Origin of the sequence: Prosthecobacter gellanilyticus, from assembly GCF_007992435.1 — a bacterium.
GTDB lineage: Bacteria > Verrucomicrobiota > Verrucomicrobiia > Verrucomicrobiales > Verrucomicrobiaceae > Prosthecobacter > Prosthecobacter gellanilyticus.
In genome coordinates, this window is sequence record NZ_BKAG01000007.1 from 124,298 (window position 1) to 145,219 (window position 20,922).

Sequence of the window (20,922 nt, forward strand, 5' to 3'; positions counted from 1 at the left end):
CAAGAAAAGGAGGGACTAACAATCAATGCGTGGAGATGAGCTTCAGGAGCAGGATCAGGTTGGCGATGAGCAGCAGGAAAAAGCCCACTTTGTAGAAGCGTGGTGAGATGCGCTCCACGAGCGGGGTGGCATGCTCGAAGAAAGGTTGAACCTTCGCTGGATTGCGCAGGTCATGGAGAAGCTCGGAGTAGTGCTGGTAGCGGCGCTCCGGGCTGATGGTGATGGCGCGGCGCACGACCGTCTCAAGCCAGGGCGGCACGTTCGGGTTCAGCTTGGTGAGTCCGCGAGCAGGGGAGAAAACGGGCGTCTGGAAGCGCTCGATCTCGCCATAGGGAAGCTTGCGCGTGAGTGCCTGATACAGCGTGACACCGATGGCGAAGATCTCCGTGCGCTCGCTGATCGGCGCGCCGTGGAAACGCTCGGGCGCGAGATAGCTGGCCGTGCCGGCGCGTGACGAGATGGAGAAGAGCTCCACCGCGCTGCCGAGATCCACGAGCTTGAAGGTGAGGCGTGCATAGTCCCCGGCGCACAGGATGTTCTCCGGCTTGATGTCACCATGGGCGAGATCAAGGCGCAGCAGAGTTTGCGAGGCTTCGGCAAGGAAGTGACCCAGCGCGAGCGCGGAGTCCACGGAGAGCAGACGCTCACGCAGCACCGAGCAAAGGCTGGGTGCGTCCACGAACTCCATCACATAGTAACGCAGCGTCTGCCCGGCAGGCTCGTGAGAGCGCACGAAGTGCTCAGTCTGTACACGGGTGGCGTTCCAGGCCTCGCGCACAAACGCATTCAGATGTGGTTCGCTGCTGGTGGCTTCCACGGGGGCGAACTTGATGACCACGCGCTGATGCTCCTTCTCTGCGAGCCACACGCGGTCTGTGCCCTGGAAGCTGCGAATGAGTTCGTAACCGTCGATGACCTGGCCTTTGGCCAGTGTTTCAGGGATCGTGAGGGCACGCTCGCTCATGGCACGGAGTTGACCGGTTTTCTGAATGTCGAGCACGACCGCGCTGATGTCATCCATGGTTTCCGTCTTCGCGTGAAGCAGGGCACTGTGAACGAGGCTGCGGGCGCTGCTGCGCTGGCGCAGAGCGTTGTCGATCTGCTCCGGCTCGAGATGGTTGCTGAGACCATCAGAGCAGAGCAGGGCCACATCACCGTCCTCGAGGTCGATGTGGAAGACATTCGGAGTGGTCTCCTCGGTCATGCCCAGCGCGCGGGTCAGCATGTTGCGCTGATCGTCGTCGACATGGTCTTCAGAGAGCGTGAACAGGCGGTCATTCCGCCAGAGGGAGATGCGCGAGTCACCGAGGTTCACGCCATAGAGGCGGTTCCCTTCGATGACAGCCGCGGCGAGCGTGGAGACCATCTCAGGCCGCTCATAGCGGGCAATGGACTCCTGGTAAAAGGAGCGGTTGAGGATGCGTGTGAACTCGGTCAGAGCACGGGGCGGATCCCAGGAGCGCGGGCGGGCGCTGTAGTTCTCGATCAGCGTGGAGACCGCCCTCTGAGCTGCTTCACGTGCCGGAGTGCCGGTGCCAGCACCATCACAGAGCACCGCGATCACCGTCTGGTCCCAGGCACGCACGGCGAAGGCATCGGAGGAGGGATCTCCTTCGTTGCGCGGCAGGCCGAAACTGGTGCTGAGGACTTTCACGAGTGTGTGCTTTGTTAAGAAAAGGTCGTTAGGCGTGGATACGGCGGATTAATCAGATGCGGGCCTCGGCGATGGCACCCCAGGTTGTGCGCCAGCGGGTCTTCACGAGGCTGAGACCGATGAGAGCCAGCATGCAGAGGCCAGAGAAGGCGAGGATGCCGATGAGATAACTTCCTGTTAGGCCTTTCGAGTAGCCCAGCGAACTGGCGAGCATGAAGCCACCGAGACCACCACCGCAGCCGACGAGGCCGGTCATGACACCGATGTCCTTCGCGAAGCGCTGAGGCAGGAGCTGGAAGACCGAACCATTCGCCATGCCAAAGGCGCCGGAGGCGAGGAAGAAACCGACGGCGCAGAGCACGATGCTGTGAGCGAAAGCGGCGAGGCAGAGGGAGAGCGCTGCGACCACATAGAGGATGTTCAGCGCACGGATGCCACCGAGACGATCTGCAATGGCACCACCGACCGGGCGGCCGAGAGCACCGATGAGCGTGCAACCTGCGGCCCAGGTGCCAGCTTCCACCGCGGTGAGCCCGAACTCCGAGGTGAAGTAGATGATGAGGGAGGCGGCGAGACCGGAGAAGCCACCGAAGCTGATGGTGTAGAAGAAGCAGAACCAGTGCGCGTCACGCTCCTTGAGCAGATTGACGTAGTCTTTGAGCGTCTTCTTTTTCACCTGCACAGGCGCTTCTTTGGAGAAGACACAATAGGCGATGAACACAAGCACCAGCGGGATGAGCGCAAAACCGAAAACGGAGGGCCAGCCATAAGCGGCGGCGAGACGAGGAGCGAGGAGGGAATCAATCACCACGCCGACATTGCCAGCGCCTGCGAGACCCATGACCACGCCCTGCATCTGCGGCGGATACCAGCGGCCTGCCTGGGGGAGTGCCACGGCGAAGCTGGCCCCGGCGACGCCGAGGACCACGCCGAGCATGAGGGTGTGGGAAAACTGATGCAGGCCGGTGAACCAGGCCACCGTCATGCCCGCCATGACGATCAACTGGGCGACGATGCCGGTGTTCTTGGCTCCGATCCGGTCCACCAGCATTCCGAGCAGGATGCGGATGAAGGCTCCGGAGAGATAGGGGACCGCAACCATGAGACCCTTTTGCTGGGGAGTGAGGCCGAGCGTCTGACCAATCTGCGCACCCAGGGCGCCGAGGATGGTCCAGACCATGAAGCTGACGTCGAAATAGAGAAATGAGGTGAGCAGGGTGGGCCAGTGGCCGGAGGATTTGAGGGCGGAGAGTTTCATTCGGGGGCGATGTGGAACTGCCTCGTTTAATTAGCCGCCTGCATGCCAAGTCCGGGTGCTCTCATTGCAAGTTCCGTGAATCTTTTCTTTGATATCCATGAACATTCCTCATGTGAAAAGGGCGGGAGTCCGCGGGCATTAGACGCTGTTTGGTCGCGCCCGACGCTTGGTGTGCGGATCCCGCCCTTCTCGATGAGGGTCAGTGGATCAGGGGATTAGAAGTCGAACTGAAGCTGGACGTAACCGAAGTGCGCGTTGTCGGAAGCGCCGGTCTGGGCCAGGTAATCGCCTGCAAGGAAGAAGCTGTAACCGGTCTGGAGGGCCACGTGCGGGTTAAACTTGTAGATCGCCGTGATGTCGAACTCCTGGCCGCGATACTTGTCAGCACTGCGTGCGGCTGCGTTCACCGGACGCACGCGCGTCTGGTTGTTCACCCGGCGCCAGGCGTCACCGCTGTCAGCATTCCAGTAGATGTGGTAGTCCAGCATGACCTTCAGCTTGGCCGTGGGCATGAAGCTGACGTTGAGCTGCGGGTTGTGCATGTTCGACCAGGCCGTGGTGTCCATGTAACCATAGAAAAGATGGTTAGTCGGATACAGGTTCTGGAAGGTATTCACGTCACCGTCAGCCAGGCTGTCGTCACCGGTGGCGTAGTTGTATTGCAGACCCACGCGTGGCTTCCACGAGTGCTTGATGTTATACCCCACACCCCAGTGGCCGGCGAAGGCGCTGAGATCACGGCCGGACACCTTGCCTGTCTGATAGGCCATCTCGACTTCGTAGTCGAAACCGCCGAGCTTCTTTGGATCCCCTTTCCACAGGGTGCCAAAGGTGTAGAAGCTGCTATCGCCGCGACGAGCGCCGAAGTCAGCATTCCCCTGGTCACTTTTGTGGAAGGCGTAGAAGTCCGTGGTGGTGTTGATGGGGATGAACTGGGTGGACAGGTAGGCACCGCTGAAGATCGAGTCCTGGTTGTTCTGGTTGTCGAAGGCCTGGGACACGTTCCACTCGTGATCCTTGAAGGTCACAGGGCTGGAGGTGAAGAGGTCGAGCGCCCATGTCTTGGTGGCATAACGAAGTTTGATGGCATCAAACGTGCGCGCCTGGTTCAACCACTCGAGCGGACCCACGAGACGCTGGTCCCCATAACTGAGGAACTGACGACCCACGGTGGCGCTGAAGCCTTTCTTGATGTCACCGAGCTGGACGTAGGCCTTCAGGATGTCAAAGTTGTCATCACCTTCAGCGCCGAAGCTGCCGGGGCTGCCGATGTCGTTGTTACGGCTGCCGCCGAGTTCGCGGACATCCTGGCCCTGGACGTAAATCTTGAGCCAGTCAGTCATCTGATAACCGAGGCCGAGACGAAAGCGCTGGAGCAGCCAGGTGGCGTCTTGCGGGCTGTTGACCGCGCTGTTGAAGTCAAAGTTATTCTCGCGGCCTTCGAAGCGCATTTTCTCCTGGATGTCGACGGTGAGCTTGCCGTCGAAGAAGGTGATGGGCGCGTAACCGGGAGGTGGGAAGGGAGCGGGAGCTGCTGGCTTTTCAGCAGGAGCGCCTGCGAAAGCAAGCGATGCCGATGCGAGCAGTAAGAGAGCAGTGGGTTTCATCACGGGTGGTGTGTTGTTGCGTTGAGGTGCTGTTGGTGTTGGGGGTTCGGCTACGCGGCGGCGGTAGGGAAAGGGAGGGCGGGTCCGTGGGTGGCGAGCTCCGCGGCCATGTCGGGAGATGGCTTGAAGGAGGGCTCGCGACTCGGACGGATGTGGGAGCGGTCGTTGAGGAAGGTGATGAGGTGCTCGCGCAGCTCGTAGTAGCGCGGGTCTTCCATGATCTCCTTGCGGTTGCGTGGCCGCTCGAAGGGGATGTTCAGGATATCTCCGACTTCGGCCTCGGGACCATCCGTCATCATCACGACGCGGTCGGAGAGAAAGATGGCCTCATCCACATCATGGGTGACCATGAGCGTGGTGATGCGGTTGCGGCGCCAGAGTTCCAGAAGCACTTCCTGAAGCTCGTAACGAGTGAGGGAGTCCAGCATGCCAAAGGGTTCGTCGAGCAGCAGCATCTTTGGCTGCAGCGCGAAGGCGCGGGCGATGCCAACACGCTGGCGCATGCCCTGGGAGAGCTCGCCCGGAAACTTGTGCATGGCATCCGCGAGACCGACGATGCTGAGGTAATACTCCGCCATCTGGCGGCGCTCCTGCCTGCTGGCCGTGAAGTAAACTTGGTTAACGCCGAGCATGACGTTTTCAAAGGCGCTCATCCATGGCAGCAGGCAGGGGGACTGGAAGACGATGCCGCGATCCGGACCCGGGCCGCTGGCTTCACGACCGGCGAGGATCATGTTGCCCTTGCTCAGGTCACTCAAGCCCGCGACCATCATGAGCACGGTGCTCTTGCCGCAGCCAGAGTGGCCGATGAGCGTGGCGAACTCGCCCTCCTTCAGCTTCAGATTGAAGTCTTTGACGATGGTGGCCGGGCCTTTGGGAGTGTCGTAAGTCTTCCAGAGACGATCCAGCTCCAGCATTTTGGGATTGGGAACACTCATACAGCCACCTCCACTTCTTCACGCTTGTTGTCGGAGCGGCGCTTGGGTCCGCGGCGGTTCAGGAATTCGAGGCTGTTCACCGTGGTCAGGTCTTCAGGCAGGATGTCAGGCAGGGAGAGCTTCACGCTGGTCTTGGATTTGGATTTCCCCTTGGCATCCAGAAGTGTGTTGATGAGCTGTGCGCGCAGCTTCTTGAACTTAGGATCGTGGTTCAACGTCTTGCGGTCACGCGGACGCTCGAGATCCACCAGGATTGGTTCGCCCAGAGTCGCCGCTGGTGATGTGGGCAGCAGCGGGATCACACGGTCGGCCAGCAGCAGCGCTTCATCAGGATCATTGGTGATCCACAGCACGGTGGTGAGGTTCTCGCGCCAGATCTCGCTGATCTCATCCTGAATGGTGGCACGCGTGAGGGCATCGAGCGCGCTGAGAGGCTCATCCAGCAGCAAGACTTTCGGCATCATGGCGAGTGTGCGTGCCACGGAAACACGCTGGCGCATGCCTCCGGAGAGCTCTTTCGGCAGCTTGTGGGCCGCAGGAGTGAGCTTCACCATGTCGATGTATTTCTTCACATGCTCCTTCCGCTGCTCCTTGGTCCAGTCTTTGAAGACTTCATCGACCGCGAGAGCGATATTTTCCGTGACGTTGAGCCATGGAAGCAGGGAGTAGTTTTGGAAGACGAGACCACGGTCAGGGCCTGGCTCCGTGATCTTCTTGCCTTCAATAGTGGCTTCACCGGAATCCGGCTTCACAAGCCCGGAGATCAGATTGATCAACGTGCTTTTGCCAGATCCGGAATAACCAACGATGACGACGAACTCGCCTTCTTCGAGCGAGAGATTAATATCCTTGAGGACTTCAGAGCGGTTACCATTGTAGCCGTAACCCTTTGAAGCATTCTTGATCTCAATAAGCGGCATATTTTGATCAGGTGGAGGGTTAAGCTGTCTTGAAGCGGCCTTCGATCACACTCATGAGGCGGTCGAGGATGTAGCCGATGACGCCGATGGTGAGGATGCAGAGAATGATGTGGGCGTAGCTGTTGGCGTTGTATTGCTGCCAGAGGAAGCCACCCACTCCTGGACGTCCGGTGAGCATCTCCACAGCCACGATCACCAGCCAGGCGATGCCGAGGCTGAGGCGGAAACCGGTGAACATGTAAGGCAGCGTGGCAGGCACGAGGACCTTCCAGAGCGTCTTCCACTTCGAGAGCTTCAGGACCTTCGCGACATTCAGATAGTCCACCGGCACAGCTCGCACGCCGACGGCGGTGTTCATGACCGTGGGCCACATGGCGCAGACGGCAATGGTGAAGAGCGCGGCGGCATCTGATGCACCAAAGGTGGTTCGGCCATCGCCGTTGACGATCTTCACACCACTGAAAAGGATCATGCCCAGCGGCAGCCAGGCGAGAGGGGAAACAGGACGCAGGACCTGGATCAGCGGATCAAAGGCCATGGTAAACTTTTTGGAAAGGCCGAGGAAGAAGCCGATCGGTGTGCCAATGATGAGAGCGATGGCGTAACCCTGTGCCACCAGCACCAGTGACTCCCAGGTGAAGCGGAGGATGCCCTGGTCGAGCTCACCACGCTTGGCGAAAGGCTCGGTGATGTAGAGCTTGCTGGCCGTCCAGGTTTCCACCGGTGTGGGAAGGTCGGCGGAGAGGCCTTCACGCTTGGTGACCTTGATCTTGTCTCCGAAGTCATCGACCTTTTCAGTGATGACAGATTTGCCCGCGACCAGATACCAGAAGAGGCAGGTCACAAGGATGGCTGCGAGCGGAAGGAAGAGGGCGTCGAGTTTGTATTTGTGGAGGAGGTGTTGCATGGGCGGCGGCTGTTCTTGGGCATGGACTCCCCGTGGCCCCGGCTGCGTGTTTCTTCACAGCCGGAGCTTTAGGGCGTTGAGGTCTCGGGGGAGAGAGGGGGATTAACCTTTCATGGTCTTGACCGCGAAGGACGCGGCGTAAGCTTCGAGGTCGCCTTTGGGATCAAAGGTCACGCCGTCGAAGAGAGTCTCAGCGGCATCGCTGGCACCTCCGTGGGCATAACCAATTTCCTTCATGGCTTCCTCATAGATATCGGCACGCATCACCTGCTTGGCCACGCCTTCATAGTCAGGCGCGCCTTCGGTGAAGCCCCAGCGGCGGAGCTGGGTGAGCCACCACTTGCCATACTTGGCCTGCGGGTAGTTGCAGTTACGATCACTGAAAATCATGTAGTTCGGGTCCTTGAACTTGCGTCCGTCACCCATGTTATACTTGCCCTGCAGACGGCCGAGGATGGTCTCAGGCGGGCAGTTGATGTAAGTGGCGGCGCTGACGATGTTTGCCTGCTCCTCGCGGTTCTCCATCTTGTCCAGCCAGACGCTGGCTTCATGGAGGGCTTTGAGCACGGCCTTGACGGTCTTCGGATTTTTGGCGGTGAACTCCTCGGTGAAGGCGCAGACTTTTTCCGGATGATCCTTCCAGATGGCCTGGGTGGTGATGGCGGTATAACCAATGTCTTCAGCAATGGTCTTGGCGCCCCAGGGCTCGCCGACGCAGAAGCCATCCATTTTGCCAACCTTCATGTTAGCCACCATCTGCGGAGGCGGCACGGTGATGAGGGAGATGTCAGCACCTGCACCTGCGGCGTCGCCAGGATTGATCCCACCTGCGGCGAGGTAGTAGCGGGTCCACATGGCGTGCGTGCCAGGCGGGAAGGTCATCGCGAAGGTCAGAGGATTGCCCTTGGCCTTGGCTTCATCGACGAAGGGCTTAAGAGCTTTCGGATCATCACCGACCTTGCCTTTGAAGGTGTTTGCCAGCGTGATGGCCTGGCCGTTGCGGTTCAGGATGAAGGGGGCGACCATGGGCTTCTTCGGCGCGCCGCCGAGGCCCATGGTGGAGGCGATGGGCATGCCTAACAACATGTGTGTTCCCTGGATGTCGCCGTTGGTCAGGGAGTCGCGGATGGCGGCCCAGCTGGCACCTTTGCTGACGGTGGAGTTGATGCCGTATTTTTTGAAGAGACCCTTCTCGTGAGCGACGACGATGCTGGAGCAGTCCGTGAGGGCGATGATGCCCAGCTTCACGTCCGGCATTTCCGGAGAGTCGTCCGCATAAGCAGAGCCGACCCAGCCGGCGGGCAGGCCGGAGAAGAGGGTGCCGAGACCGGCGTTGGCGCTGCGCTGGAGGAGGGTGCGGCGGGAAAGAGTGCCTGTGGTGGGGGAGGGTTTCATGCTTGGGCGATTTTTGGGCGTTTGTTGGGTTTGCTGGTCGTGGGGGCGGTGGCGTTGGCGGCGGCTGTTGGCAGGGAAATCTGGGGAATGGCGCTGGCGGTCCAGCATTCGGCGAGGACGATGGACGCTTCAGGGCGCTCGCCCGGGGTGATCAGGCCGTGGGTGATGAACTGCTCGAGCAGCCAGCGGCCACGTTCGCCGGTGGGCTCATTGGCATCCCGGCGCTGGAAGATATGAAAAGCATTCACGTCCGCCATTTTGCCGGTGCCGAGATCCAGCGGGCCGACCAGGGAGCGCTTCAGGCTTTCCTCGCTCTGCAGATGGAAGTAGCCGCTGCGGACCAGGATGCGGGCCACTTCACCACGATTGTCCAGATCATCACAGAAGGCGCAGGCCTCGCGCAGAGCGGCGACCAGGGCCGCAGATTGATCCGGATGCTTCTCAATGAAGGCTTCCGTGGTGAGCAGCACTTTTTCAGGATGACCGGGAGCCAGTTGCTCGCTTGTGGCGGCGATCCAGCCCACACCGCGTGAGACGGCGTCACTGTTCCAGGGTTCGCCCACGCAACAACCGTCGATGAGGCCTGCCTCAATGTTTCCGACCATCTGCGTGGGCGGGAGGACGACGATGCGCACTTCCTTTTCGACGTCAATGCCACCAGCAGTGAGCCACTGGCGGAGCAGGAAGTAGTGGGAGGAGAAGCGGGAGACGGTGCTAAAGGTGAAGCGGCGCGTCGGCGTGCTGCGGATGAGCTTTTTCAGGCTGGCGGCATCACGCACGCCGCGGTTCCAGAGGTCACGGCTGAGGGTGATGGCATTGCCGTGCAGGTTGAAGACGAAGGGTGCCACCACCCGGCAGGGCGGGCTGCTGAGGCCAAGGCGCATTGCCAGTGCCAGTCCCGCGATGGCATGGGCGGCGTCCACTTGGCCGTAGAGCAGCTTCTCCCGAATGGTGGCCCATCCGACTTCACAACTAAGATCGACTCGCACGCCATGCTTGCGAAACAGCTCCCGCTCATGGGCCACCAGCAACGGAGCGCAGTCGACGAGCGGCTTGAAGCCGATGCGTACAGGCTGGACGACACCGCCTAGAGCGGGCTGAGAGAGAGAGGTGGACTTGGGCATGACGTGCCATTCCCCTCAGCATCGAAGGTGCCATCGGGCCAAATTCCCTCAGAAATCAGGCGCGAAGATTTTCACTTCATGTATGAATTCGATTCATTGATCCATGCAGACCCTTGATACCCGACAGCTTCGCGCCTTCGTTTCCCTGGCCCGCAGCGGCAGCTTCACCCAGGCGGGGCGTGAGCTGCACCTGACCCAAAGTGCCATCAGTCATGCCATCAAGGCGCTGGAGACGGACCTGGGCTGCCAGCTCTTCCACCGCCAGGGGAAAAGCGTGCATCTGACCCATGCGGGCCGTGAGCTGTTGCCGAGTGCTGAGACGATCCTGCAGGTGATGACCCAGGCGCGCTCCGCGCTGGGCACGCTGGACCAGACACCGCGCGGCAAACTGCGCATCGGCTGCACCACGGCGGCGGCGCAGTTCATCCTGCCCACGGTGTTCCGTGAGTTTAAGGAAAGCTTCCCGCTTTATGAGATCAAGGTGATCTGCGGTGAGACACCGGACACGATCGAGCGCCTGATGAAGGGAGATGTGGACCTCACCGTGAGCCTGCGGCCTAACGATGTTTCACGTCTTGACTGCCATGCCATCTTTGAGGATGACCTGGAGTTCCTCGTGTCGCCTCTGCATCCCTGGGCGCAGAAGCCGCCGAAGCTGAAGGATGCGGCGAACGAGACTTTCATTGTGGCGAGCCGGAACAGCCTGAACTTCACGCTGATCCAGGAGTTCTTCATGAAGCAGGGCGTGCGGCTGGGGAACTTCATCGAGCTGGGAAGCTCGGAAGCCACGAAGGAGCTGGCGAAGCTAGGCATCGGTGTGGCCATTGCCGCGCGCTGGATCGCCCGGCATGAGATCGAGGCTGGTCAGCTGGTGGGTGTGCCGATGCCGAAGGGCAAGCTGAAGCGCCGCTGGGTGGTCTCCACGCTGAAGGGGCGCATGCTGAATCTTCCGGAGCGCACGTTTGTGGGGCTCTGCGAGGAAGTAGGGCGCGGGATGAACGGGTGATGTACGTTGTTCACGCTTCAGCGTGTGCAATGAACCTCCAATTCCACGCTAAAGCGTGAACAACATACTTTTGGTTCGCGGTCTTGAGGGCTTTAGGCCAGTCCGCTCATCGTGCCGGTGCTGGTGGCGAAGGTTTCCTCCTCCAGGCCCAGGCGCTGCAGGGCGCTCAGATACAGGTTGGGCAGGGGATAGTTTTCCTTCTGGTCGAAGGCGAGGTGCTGGCCGTGCTTGAAGCCGCCGCCGGCAAAGAGCACGGGCATGTTTTTGTTGTCATGCGCGGAGGCATTCCCGAGATTGGAGGTGAGCATCACCATGGTGTCGCCTAACAATTTATCCGTCTTGAGTTTGCGGAGGAATCCAGCCCACTCGTTGATCACGCCCTGCTCCACGAGCGCGAGCTGCGCCAGTTTCTCCTCGTCCATGCCATGATGGCTGAGGTTGTGGTAACTGGTGTCCACGCCTTCAATGCCCTGCACAGAATTACCCGTGACGTGCAGCGTGATGAAGCGCGTGCTGTCCGTCATCAGTGCCATGTGGATGATGTCCAGATAGATGCGCTCCACGGCCACCTCGTTGTCACGCGGAATGTTCGTGGGCGGCTTCATGGCCACCTTGGGCTTCGGCTTGTAAGTCCAGGCCTCGTTCGCGGCCAGCCGCTGCTCGAGCTCGCGCACACTGGTGAACCAGGCATCCAGCTTGTCGCGATCCCCGGCGCCGACTTCGCGCTGCAGAGCCTTCGCCTCGGCTCCGACGACATCCATGACACTGCGGCCCTGGCGGATGAGCTCGGCCTGGCGCTCCTGCTCAGCAGGCGAGTCATTCACAAACAGGCGTGTGAAGAGCTTCATGGCGCTGTTTTCAGCGGGAATCATGGAGCCGTTCTCCGTGTAGGAGGGGCTGCTCTGGCTGTTTGTGTTCAGCACCAGGGAAGGGAAGCGGGTCTCGTGCCCCAGATGCTTCGCCATGAGCTGGTCAATCGAGATGGTATTGCGGGAGGTGGTGCCGCGCTGGTTCGGGCAGGCGGAAAAAATGCTGCCTTCAGCCGTGTGACCACCCGTCACTCCCGGGTGGGAAGAGCCAGACACCACCGTGAAATCATTCCGCAGGTCCTGAATGCCCGCGAGGTAGCGAGAAGGCTTGTAGTCCCTGCCGCCGGTTTCAGGCACGAGATTCGGATTGTGCAGGCCCAGGGCCAGGCTGACTCCCACAAAGCGCTTGGCGCTTTTCACCTCTGGCGTGGCCGCAAAGGCAGGCGTCATGGCCTCCAGCAGCGGCAGACCGAGCGAGATCCCGGCTCCACGCAGCATGGCGCGGCGGGAAAGATGGGAACCGAAGCTAAAATGGACGTTCTTCATAGGGGGGCACTGATGCGAACGTCGGCGGAGGGGGGATCTTTCCAGATGTCCGTCTCTCCCAGCTCCCTCACCGCTGGGGTCGTGCGGGCCTGGTAGATGCAGCAAAGAATGACAAGTTCAAACGCCCCGGCGAGTGTCTCCAGAACGCACTCAAAGGCGGTCCCCAGCCAATGGTCGAACTCAGGAACGGACAGCTGAAGTTCGGAGAGCATCTGTGAAATCGCTAGCTGGATTCCCATGGAGAGGAAGCCGATCCGGAAAACGGGCCAGAAGCATCTGCGGGTGAGGGCCATACTGCGCTTCAATGCCTCGGTGCCAGACAGGCCTTCCGCCATCACGAGGACTTCCATGAGGATGAGGTAGGGATAGAGCACCAAGAAGGGCACCACGAGCAGCAGCCCTGCCGGAATCAGAATCAAGGTGGAGAGCTGGTTGGTCCAGAACATCTTGGGCCAGGAACGCAGGGCTGCCATCAAAGACGCGCCGGGACTGGCGGGCCTGCCAGACATGCGATTCAGCGTGAAGAAAATGACTCCGGCCATGGGGATGATGCCCACCAAGTGGTCAGACACCTCGCTGATGAGAGTCGCCTGCAGAATCAACTGATTCCAATCGAGCTCGAAGGTTGTGGCATAGTTGCATGCCAGCTCCATAGGTATGCTGACGACCAGCACGATCACCGCAATGGCAGGAAAATGGCGGACATAAAGAACGCAGGCTTTGCAAAAGGTGCTCCAGGTCCCAAGCGGGCTTTCCGGAGGTGTCAGGATCTCCGAGTCCGGGGGCGCGTAGGGGTTGAGGCTTTCGTTCAAAGGATCAGCGGTCTGCCTCTGATAGTGCAGTGCTCATCCCCCGGCTTCAAGTCTCACAGTCGCTTGCTGCCTGGATCCCAGGTGGCGCCGCGGGCGTGGACGTTGCTGCGCCAGACGCGGCCATCGGCTCCGGGCGGGGTGACGAGGACGTAGTAATGGGTCCAGAGCATGCCGCCGTCTCTGGTGCCCGCGCCTTCCGCCCAGCGGCGTGCCTCGGCACCGGTCATGGGACGCGGAAGATAAGCAATGTGGATGTTCGACTCCTTCCAGCCTTCGTCGTCGTGATTGACCCAGAAGTTCACGCGGCTGCCGACGGGTATGACATCGGAATCCACCATCACATGCGGAGGATGGGCGGTGTTGCAGGCTGTGAGAAGCAGCCATGCCATGCTAAAGAGGGTGAACCAAAAGTGTTTCATGGAAAGAGTCACAGCTTGGGGCCGGGTTTCGAGTTGAACATCTGGCGACCCTTTCTGAGCCAGGGTTCGCCCCAGCGGTCAAAGAGCATGAGCACGCCGATGGCGGCGAGGATGATCAGGGCTGCGGCCCAGCGCTGGGTGGCGGCGGCGGAGAGGAGAAAGAGACCCGCCCAGGTGTAGCGCAGAGCGGCTGGATGCAGGCGGTAGAAGACCTGCAGCGCGTCCCGCTTGTCTAACAAGTAGTTACGAATGGATGACCAGGGTTCCATTTTGGGGGACGAGGGTTCCGGAGGTGGGCTGGCTGGCGAGCAGTGCCTCGCGCACGGCGGCGCGGCAGAGGGTTTCAGCCGTGGAGCGCATGCGGCGCACACCGAGACGGGGTTCCACGCCCTTGGAGATGAGAAGCTCGATCACGCCGGGGCCTGGCTGGAGCTCGTAACCCTTGGCCTTCAGCAGTTTTAGCTCCTTGTTCAGCATGATGCTGGCGATCTGCTTCTGCGCGGAGTAACCCAGTTTTTGAAAGACGCAGCGCACATTGAAGCGCGCGAGCACTTCAGGACGGAGTTCCGCAGCGGCGAGATCCTCGATGAAACGCTCGACGGTGGCCATGGGACTGTTCTTGAGCTCCATGAGGGCATCCGCGCCGATGTTGGAGGTGGCCACGATGTAGAACTCGCAGAGGTTCAGTGTCTCCCCATTCGCCACGGTGATGCGTCCGGCATCCAGCACCTGGAGAAAGATGTCCAGCACACGCGGATGCGCCTTTTCGATCTCATCAAAGAGAATCACACCGCGACCTTCGGCACGATCATAGAAGCGCCCCATGTTGCCGCGGGAACTCTCATCTCTGCCGAGCAGAAGGCCGAGCGACTCCTGGTTTTGATACTCGGACATATCCAGCCGGATGCAGTGCTTCTGCACATCCTGGTAGACATATTCGGTAACCAAAAGTGTGGTTTCCGTCTTGCCGACACCGGTGGGGCCGAGGAAGAGAAAGGTGCCTTTGGGGCGCTTCGGATCTGCCAGGCCCAGCTCTCCGTTTTGCACGATGGGCACGACCTTCGGAATCACGTGATCCTGCCCGATGATGCGTTCATCGAGGAAGGGGCGCAGTCCCTGGATGTGAGCGAGGTCGGGCATGAAGCGGTGTGGTAGCGTGGGAGGATCCGATAATGTGGAGAGTGGCTTCAGCTTGTTATTTGAGCAGGCTCTGGTTGGAGGAATTGACACGCAGGCGCTCCCTGGCATCGAGCTCTCTGATGCGCTCTTCCGCGGCTTTCAGAGCGGCTTTAGCTTCGTTCTTCTCTGCCAGGGTGCGGGCGATCTCGAGCTCGAGATCTCTGGCCTTTTTCTCGGTCTCGTCAAAAGCGGCGAGCTTCTTCTCAAGCTGGCCCTGGAGCCCGTTCAACCGCGTCATGGTGATTTCGAGCTGCCGGCTCTTCGCCAGCAGAGACTGGCGCTCCTGCTCGATGAGCGTGGTCTTGGGCACCTCGTTGCGCGAAGGCTCGATGATGCCTAACAACACACCGCGTGACTGCATGGGCGTGGCGGGGAGGCGGGTGTCCCAGCGGGCATTCTGCTCCAAGCGATAGACCGTGTGCGCCTCATGCATCTCCTGGCGGTCATGACTGGGAAGGCGGCCGACATGGTAGGCATGCACCTGCTCATCAAGACGGACGCGGGAGGTGTCATGCTTGTCGAGCGAGCGACCTTTGGGCCAGCCTGCGAGGACGGATTTCGAATAGGTGGGAATGTAGGCCAGCTCCTCTTCTTCAGCCGGCGCGGCGAGCGGCGATGTCAGCACCTCGTCTTCCTTTCTGGAAGAGCATGAGGCCAGCAGGAGAATGCTGGCTGGGATGATGAGGAAGTGGAGATTCATGGCTTACGAGAAGAAGAGAGGAGACGCGGAGAGGGAAGACACGGAGAAACGTTAAGGAGCGGCGGGCGCTGGAGCAGTGGTTTCGTTGGGGCCGCCCTGGATGAGTTCGCTGACGCGTGCGGCGCGCTCGGCGGCACGCTTTTCGTCATCCGCTTTGCGTGTGGCTTCAGCGACTGTGGCAGCTTGTGCGCTATCAGACGCCGACAGAGCGGCGGCTCGTGAATACATCTCCTGACTCAGCTCCCAGCTGGTCAGCTCCTTGCCGCCTTGCTTCAGCCCGGCGATGCTGGCCATCTCAGGTTCAAAGACCGCATTGGTGAAGATGTAAAACTGCGTGCCAGCGGCCACGCGGACGAAGTCGAGGTCTTGATCCAGCTTCTTCGTGAGAAGCTGGGAGTAGGCGCTGGCGGCCTGTGATCCTCCACCCAGCGCGGCGTTGCGGCTGGAGTTCTCTGGGACCAGACCGTAGATGCTTTGAAACTGATTCTGGTTGTTGTTCATGATGCCCTGAAGGGCTTCGGCAACCATGATCTTCAGCTCGGCATACTGGTCGTTCTTGATGATCTGTCCGCGGATGCCGGCGGAGCCGTCGGTGATGCCGTAGCTGCCATCACTTTCGCGCACGTGATCCAGCGCGGTGCAGGAGAGATTATACTCACGTCCGTCCGCCCAGATGAAGGTGTAAGAGCCGCTGATGGCGATGCGGTCGCGTTCACGACCCTTGGAGGCCTTGGCCATCACCTGCGTGCCGGCAGGGACGATGAGCTTGTGATTCCAATACACATCCTCGGTGATGAGAGCGAGCACCGGAGTGTCCAGGGAAGAGGAGTCCACCGTGATGACGAGAGCTGCCTTGATCAAAAGGCCGCGTGGAGCAAAGAGCGTGGGAGCCTTCTGCTGAAAGGGCTCCGGCAGCACGTTGGTGACATGAACGAGCTTCGGATAAGGCGGCGGTGGCGGCGGCTTTTGGGAGGTGTTTCCACGGTTGGTGCTGCCGATGATGCTAGGCGGTGCCTTTTTTGCGACCGGCACGAAGGTCTGCACATCCTGCTCGCTGCCGATGGATGCGGTGCGCTTGTCCGTGGTCTTCACGTTCTTCTCCTCAGCGATGAGGCTGGAGGTCTGCCCTTGGGAGCCTTTCTTCGTGATGTTCACCGCGGTGGTGGAGGGCTTCTTCGTGCTGTAGAAGACGATGACCGCGATGCCCACGACGCCGAGGAGCAGCAGCATCTGCACGGCGGGTTTCTGAAGGTGCTTCATCATGGCGTTCGCAGTTCTCGGTTCTCAGTTTTTCAGTTACTTGCCTTCAGCGAGGGAGTCGCCAAAGAGGACGGGATCGATCTGGTCGCGGCGCCCTGGCTCGGGCATCTCGATGCGGAAGTCCTGGTTGATGGAGAGCGCCTCGCGATTGCCTCCCGGGCCGCCTTGCGTCACGAGGTCCATGAGGATGCTCCCCCCGGCATTGATGGTGTGGCCGGAGTCGGCGAGCTGCACATCATAGCTGCGCTCACCCACGCGGATCTTCACGGCGTCGGGTTCGAAGTCATAGACACTGGTGCTGCCATTGGTGACCTTGCAGCGGAAGACCATGATGTCCTTGTCCGGATTGCGCTGGATCTCATAGATGGTGGAGATCATGCCGTTTTGGGAGGAGGTCATCTCCAGACCGTTGCGCTCCTGCCAGCCGGAGTAGAGGCCGGGGTTCAGCGGCTGCAGAGCCTTGCGGTTGCGCGCCTTGCCGAGCATGCCCACAAGCTCCTCGGCAGAGAACTTGATGCGCTTTTGGGCGATGGTTTGCGCCTCCACCTGGAAGGACGCAGTCGTGGGAGCAGGTGGTGGAACGATCACCGCCAGATTCGCGGCTTCCGAAGGCGTGAAGCGCATCATGTAAAAGGCGCGCGCTGTGCGGATGGTGGCATAGCAGGCCTCGCCGGGCTTGATCAGACGAACGACCAGAGTGTCCGCAGGACTGTTCTCGTAATGCACGATGCAGACCTTCGAGGCTCCCATCTGCTCGGCAGACTGAGGCTGGGTCACCAGTCCGAAGCCGGTGAGCGTGGTGATCTTCTCCGGGAACACGACCGTGGTGGACACGTTCGTGTTGATGGCGATTTCATGCAGGTTCTGGCTGGCATTCAGCCGCACCAGTTCGCGTCCGCTTTGCACCTGGGCATGAGCAGGACTGAGCGCTGCGAGGATGAGCAGCGCGCAGGTGAGCAGGAGACTGGAATGGGAGGTCAGAGTCATTGGGCGTCAGACTTGGGTGCGGTCTCGGGCAGCGCTTCCGCGGCGGGTGCGTCAGCTTTTTGGAAGTCATTGATCTGCAGCCCCCGGACGAGGGAGGGGAAGTTCTTGTCCCGTGCCAGATACGGATTGACCCACCAGCCGATGGTGATCGTGAAGTCATAGGTCTTGTCCTGCTGTTGTCCGGCCAGGAAGCTCACGCGGCGAACCCTGCCTGTGGCGACGGTGGTGACCGTGGCATTGCCGCGTGGTTCGATGAACTTGATGGGGTCGAGCTCAAAGGTCTGCGTGACGTTGTTAGACCGGAAATAGACTGCTTCTTTTTCGAGGTAGATCAGGAACTTTTGAAGGGCAGGCTTCTCAAAGAGCTTCTGTAGGCGCTCGGGATACACCAGGCCGTCGCGATTTCGCTCCAGCACGGTCTCCACCACCATCTCGCTGAGCTGCAGGTGCATGGCGTCCAGCTTGTTGTAGGGCAGGCCAGGGGGCACGTAGTAGGCCCCTGCGGAGTCCATGACCACGAAGGTGGACTGAAGCTTGAAGGCTTCTGACATCAGGTTCGTATACCAGGTGCATGCCGCCGCCGTGGCGATGGCGACAAGGAACCAGAAGACGGCAGTGCGGTCCCGCACCACCAGGGTGTCGATGGCGCTGCGGCGTTTGGTGTTGGGAGCGGCTTCAGGCATGAGTTCGTGAGTTACTTCTCTTTTTTCTCCGCCTCGGGATCGGCGACCACCTCGTCCAGGCTGTAGGCCACGTCATTGCAGACCCAGGCAAAGCGGCGTGCGAGCAGCGCGTTCGGATTGCGTTCCCAGCCCATCCTGGCCTGGACCTTGAAGGATTGCACCACCGTCTCACCCGTGGTGGGATGAGAGCTGATGCGCAGCAGCTGGCCCTGAATGATGGTGGTGGCGCTGAGGTTTTCCTCCAGCTCCAGCGTGACCCTGCCGACCTCCAGCATCTGGTGGGTCTTCTGGTTGGCAAAATCAAAGCGCAGTGCTTTTTCATCCGCCAGCACCTGGTCCAGACCTTTGCCATAAAAGAGGTAGGGCAGGCGGGTGGCTGTCAGCGGGCCGGAGGGGCCGCGATTCAAATAAGTCTCGAGGGCGAAGCGCGTATGGTAGTCGAGCAGCTCGTTCGTCGTCTCGAGCTTCAGGGTGCGGTCCAGATAGTAGTCTGAGTTCTCCAGCGGCACATAGAGCATGGTGCCGCGCCGCTCCACCGCCAGGCCGTGCAGATGCCAGCCGGTGAAGACCAGGCAGCTGAGTGAGGCCAGATACCAGAAAATGGCCAGCTTTTCCTTGGAGATGAAGATGTCAGCGACTCCTTTCATGCAAATGTGGTTTCGTCTTGGTTATCCCTGGTCGTTTCCGTCGTTGGCCAGTCCGCCGACGCTGCCGATGGCATCCACTCCACCCTTGGCTGCGCCCGCCGCTTTCTCGGCTGCGCCACCGACGATGGGCACGGCACCGGCCACGGAACCCACGGCGCCGATGGTGCTGCCGACCGCGCCTGTGGCGGTGCCCAGGGCCGCACCCGCGAAGGCCATGCCGATCTGCGTGCCATTGAGCACCATGGCCTGGATGATCTTCGGTGCCTTGAAGAGCACAAACATGATCCACATGAAGACCAGCAGCACCATGAGGAAGATGGCGATGACCTCCACGATGAGACCGAAGCCGACAAAGTTCAGCGCCATGCAGATGATGGTGCAGATCTCAATGCCGACGGTGAGGAAGAAGTCCGCCAGCAGCAGGCCGATGCCCCAGCCGAGCGGCCAGAAGCAGATGCCGATCATGCCGGTGAAGTATTTCACGGCGGTGGTCCTCGTCGTCTCGAAGAGAAACATGCCGAACATGAGCGGCGAGACGCAGGCTCCGATCATGAGGCCGAAGATCTGCAACTGATAGGCCAGGAAGAAGAAGATGTAGCAGATGAAGCCGATCACCAGCATGCAGAAGTTTGCGATGATCTGCGCGATGTATTCGATGAGGGCCAGCGGGTCGATGAGACCGAAGAGGTCGAAGATGCTGTCCGAGTCCGCGGACATGTCCAGATCTCCAAAGCTCTCGCCAAAGGAGTCCAGCAAACCTGTGGGATCGAGCGAGAGTGCCGCCAGCAGATCATCACTGAGCCAGACACGGCAGTCGAGCATCCACTGAGGATAGAAGGGCATGATGGCAGCCACGAGACCGACCATGATGATCTGGCCGAACATGCCGTCCAGCGTGCCGCTCATCAGGCCTTTGTAGACCTGTGTGATCAGTCCGGCGAAGGCCAGCCCGATGGTGAGGGGCATCAGCGTGTCAAACACCAGCACGCAGATGTCCGTGAGCTGTCCCTCGTAGAACGGATTCATCAGCTCCTGCAGCGTCGCCATGACGCCGTCAGCCAGGAGGATGGGGATCGGGAGGTTCATGGAGGGCTAGGAAGTGAGGCGAGTCGCGACCGATGAGAGGCAGGCCGATCAGGGAGCGGGAGTTTCCTCAGCAGGAGGAGTGTCGGTGCCCTTGCGCCATTGAATGTTAGGCCCCTTGTTGGTGGGCGTGCCGTAGTTCTTGCCCTTGCGGCTGGTCATGTATTCATTGACCTTCTCCAGGGCCGTCTCCTTGGTCGCATCCATCTGCGTCTCGCGGTCCGCCATGGTGCTCTTGCTGCGGCCTTCGGCGTTGTGATCTCTTTCGAGCTGGGCTTTCTCCGCATTGGCTTTGCGCGCGGCGCTGGACTGGATCTTGATCTCACGGTCCAGGACTTCCATGTCATGCAAAGCTTGTTCGGCCGCGCGGTCGGTGCTCGCTATCTGGCCTTGCAGGAGCTGGATCAGCGTGCCGTATTTTTGAATGCTGCCGAAGTCTGTCGCGGCTTCCAGCTGGCCGATGGTTGTCTGCAACTCAGTGGTGAGGGTCTTCTTCTTGGCCAGAGCTTGATCACGGATGCGGCGGTATTCATCCACATCTGCCAGCATCTTGCCTTCGATCTCATACTTCGCGACGTCCCGCTGGACGACAGTGCCGTCCTTCAAGGTGACATCTTCATTCACGGCAGCGGTGATGCCATAAGTAGCCCGGCCAAACACAGCGGTGCCGTCAGCCGCGGTGAGCATGGTGGCGCGCTCATCGTTCGTTTTGATCGTGGCATCGGTGTTGAGCAGATCTCGCTTGAGCGCCTCCATTGACCCGTTGTAGAGGCTCGCTGGATCTCCCGCGCGCTTGAGCTGCTCCTCAAGGTTCGTGTTCTGCTTTTTGGCCTCCGCCAGCAGTTCGGTGAGCTTGGCGGTGGAGGTGTTCACCGCCGCTTCGACGGATGGATCATAGACAAGCTGGGCCTGCGCATTTGCGGACACCGCGCTCATGGCGATGCTGGCACTGATCAGTAACAAGCATGTTTTCATGGTGTTGGGGTGG

21 protein-coding genes are annotated in these 20,922 nt (G+C 60.4%); 1 reads left to right on the forward strand and 20 read right to left on the reverse strand.

Annotation, left to right across the window (positions count from 1 at the left end; all coding sequences use genetic code 11):
* Positions 1-22: 22 nt before the first annotated feature.
* From BGE01nite_RS06840 to BGE01nite_RS06875, 8 genes are all read right to left on the reverse strand, one after another.
* Positions 23-1,654: a bifunctional protein-serine/threonine kinase/phosphatase gene (locus BGE01nite_RS06840; RefSeq protein ID WP_146849685.1), complete on the reverse strand. Its 1,632-nt coding sequence runs from the start codon at positions 1,652-1,654 to the stop codon at positions 23-25.
* Positions 1,655-1,706: 52 nt separating this feature from the next.
* Positions 1,707-2,912: an MFS transporter gene (locus BGE01nite_RS06845; RefSeq protein WP_146849686.1), complete on the reverse strand. Its 1,206-nt coding sequence runs from the start codon at positions 2,910-2,912 to the stop codon at positions 1,707-1,709.
* A gap of 215 nt (positions 2,913-3,127) precedes the next feature.
* A complete protein-coding gene (locus BGE01nite_RS06850; protein ID WP_146849687.1) occupies positions 3,128-4,519 on the reverse strand; it encodes an alginate export family protein in 1,392 nt (463 codons plus the stop codon).
* Between the two features lie 50 nt (positions 4,520-4,569).
* Positions 4,570-5,457 carry an ABC transporter ATP-binding protein gene (locus BGE01nite_RS06855; RefSeq protein WP_218032919.1) on the reverse strand — a complete coding sequence of 296 codons (888 nt, stop codon included), beginning with the start codon at positions 5,455-5,457 and terminating at the stop codon, positions 4,570-4,572.
* The gene (locus BGE01nite_RS06860) at positions 5,454-6,377 is read right to left on the reverse strand and encodes an ABC transporter ATP-binding protein (protein ID WP_146849688.1); all 924 of its coding nucleotides are present in this window, start codon (positions 6,375-6,377) and stop codon (positions 5,454-5,456) included. Before BGE01nite_RS06860 ends, BGE01nite_RS06855 begins: the two co-directional genes overlap by 4 nt.
* A gap of 19 nt (positions 6,378-6,396) precedes the next feature.
* Positions 6,397-7,284, reverse strand: coding sequence for an ABC transporter permease (locus BGE01nite_RS06865; RefSeq protein ID WP_146849689.1), 888 nt, complete (start codon positions 7,282-7,284; stop codon positions 6,397-6,399).
* Between the two features lie 102 nt (positions 7,285-7,386).
* Entirely contained in the window at positions 7,387-8,679 is a 1,293-nt protein-coding gene (locus BGE01nite_RS06870) for a CmpA/NrtA family ABC transporter substrate-binding protein (protein WP_146849690.1), read from the reverse strand.
* Positions 8,676-9,803: a CmpA/NrtA family ABC transporter substrate-binding protein gene (locus BGE01nite_RS06875; protein ID WP_146849691.1), complete on the reverse strand. Its 1,128-nt coding sequence runs from the start codon at positions 9,801-9,803 to the stop codon at positions 8,676-8,678. The genes BGE01nite_RS06870 and BGE01nite_RS06875 overlap by 4 nt, the downstream gene beginning before the upstream one ends.
* A gap of 103 nt (positions 9,804-9,906) precedes the next feature.
* Between BGE01nite_RS06875 and BGE01nite_RS06880 the strand changes: the two genes are divergently transcribed.
* Positions 9,907-10,809 (forward strand): LysR family transcriptional regulator, encoded by a 903-nt coding sequence (locus BGE01nite_RS06880; RefSeq protein ID WP_146849692.1) that lies wholly within the window; start codon positions 9,907-9,909, stop codon positions 10,807-10,809.
* A 92-nt stretch (positions 10,810-10,901) separates the two neighbouring features.
* Here BGE01nite_RS06880 and BGE01nite_RS06885 read toward each other — a convergent pair whose 3' ends face one another.
* Genes BGE01nite_RS06885 through BGE01nite_RS06940 form a run of 12 tightly spaced genes read right to left on the reverse strand, consistent with a single transcriptional unit; the run spans position 10,902 to position 20,909 of the window.
* The gene (locus BGE01nite_RS06885) at positions 10,902-12,164 is read right to left on the reverse strand and encodes a DUF1552 domain-containing protein (RefSeq protein WP_146849693.1); all 1,263 of its coding nucleotides are present in this window, start codon (positions 12,162-12,164) and stop codon (positions 10,902-10,904) included.
* Entirely contained in the window at positions 12,161-12,976 is an 816-nt protein-coding gene (locus BGE01nite_RS06890; protein ID WP_146849694.1) for a DUF7847 domain-containing protein, read from the reverse strand. Before BGE01nite_RS06890 ends, BGE01nite_RS06885 begins: the two co-directional genes overlap by 4 nt.
* A gap of 53 nt (positions 12,977-13,029) precedes the next feature.
* Positions 13,030-13,395, reverse strand: coding sequence for a hypothetical protein (locus BGE01nite_RS06895; RefSeq protein WP_146849695.1), 366 nt, complete (start codon positions 13,393-13,395; stop codon positions 13,030-13,032).
* Positions 13,396-13,403: 8 nt separating this feature from the next.
* Positions 13,404-13,664: a hypothetical protein gene (locus BGE01nite_RS06900; RefSeq protein ID WP_146849696.1), complete on the reverse strand. Its 261-nt coding sequence runs from the start codon at positions 13,662-13,664 to the stop codon at positions 13,404-13,406.
* A complete protein-coding gene (locus tag BGE01nite_RS06905; protein WP_170266649.1) occupies positions 13,639-14,535 on the reverse strand; it encodes an AAA family ATPase in 897 nt (298 codons plus the stop codon). The genes BGE01nite_RS06900 and BGE01nite_RS06905 overlap by 26 nt, the downstream gene beginning before the upstream one ends.
* A gap of 55 nt (positions 14,536-14,590) precedes the next feature.
* Positions 14,591-15,274, reverse strand: a complete 684-nt coding sequence (locus tag BGE01nite_RS06910) for a hypothetical protein (protein WP_146849698.1) — start codon at positions 15,272-15,274, stop codon at positions 14,591-14,593.
* Positions 15,275-15,325: 51 nt separating this feature from the next.
* On the reverse strand, positions 15,326-16,537 hold the full coding sequence (locus BGE01nite_RS06915; RefSeq protein ID WP_146849699.1) for a TrbI/VirB10 family protein: 1,212 nt from the start codon (positions 16,535-16,537) through the stop codon (positions 15,326-15,328).
* A gap of 33 nt (positions 16,538-16,570) precedes the next feature.
* Positions 16,571-17,521, reverse strand: coding sequence for a hypothetical protein (locus BGE01nite_RS06920; RefSeq protein ID WP_146849700.1), 951 nt, complete (start codon positions 17,519-17,521; stop codon positions 16,571-16,573).
* Complete coding sequence (locus BGE01nite_RS06925) at positions 17,518-18,204, reverse strand: hypothetical protein (protein WP_146849701.1); 687 nt, start codon at positions 18,202-18,204, stop codon at positions 17,518-17,520. The genes BGE01nite_RS06920 and BGE01nite_RS06925 overlap by 4 nt, the downstream gene beginning before the upstream one ends.
* A gap of 11 nt (positions 18,205-18,215) precedes the next feature.
* Positions 18,216-18,851 (reverse strand): hypothetical protein, encoded by a 636-nt coding sequence (locus BGE01nite_RS06930; protein ID WP_146849702.1) that lies wholly within the window; start codon positions 18,849-18,851, stop codon positions 18,216-18,218.
* 21 nt (positions 18,852-18,872) lie between these two features.
* Positions 18,873-19,937, reverse strand: coding sequence for a hypothetical protein (locus BGE01nite_RS06935; protein ID WP_146849703.1), 1,065 nt, complete (start codon positions 19,935-19,937; stop codon positions 18,873-18,875).
* A gap of 48 nt (positions 19,938-19,985) precedes the next feature.
* A complete protein-coding gene (locus BGE01nite_RS06940; protein ID WP_146849704.1) occupies positions 19,986-20,909 on the reverse strand; it encodes a hypothetical protein in 924 nt (307 codons plus the stop codon).
* Positions 20,910-20,922 lie beyond the last annotated feature (13 nt).